The organism is Faecalibacterium sp. DFI.5.82, assembly GCF_029076575.1.
Lineage (GTDB): Bacteria > Bacillota > Clostridia > Oscillospirales > Ruminococcaceae > Faecalibacterium > Faecalibacterium duncaniae.
Window position 1 is genome coordinate 1 of record NZ_JARFIS010000435.1, and the last position, 314, is coordinate 314.

The window sequence follows — 314 nt, forward strand, 5'->3', positions numbered from 1 at the left end:
GGGCTTTTTGCGTTGGACAAAGTATATGGATTAGTTGATTTTACGCCGCCTGCCCTTGACAACAGAGATTTCCTGTGCTAAAATACTTCAAAAGAGAACAATTCAAAAAGAGAGAAAGAGAGGCGCGCAATGCGTGAGCTGAACCCCAGTGTGGAATTTGCCAACAAGACGGGCCTTGTGTACAGCGCCGTCTGCAAGCCGCTGTGCCAGAAGCAGCATCTGCCGCAGACAGCGTTTGATATCCTGATGTTTCTTTCCAACTACCCCAACTACACGACCGCCCGCGATATCGTGGAGGTGCGCCACATCAAGGC

1 pseudogene is annotated in these 314 nt (G+C 50.6%); it reads left to right on the top strand.

The annotated features are described in order from the left end of the window. Window positions 1-129 precede the first annotated feature (129 nt). Window positions 130-314, top strand: a pseudogene (locus tag P0G09_RS17315) (MarR family transcriptional regulator); the annotation flags it as partial.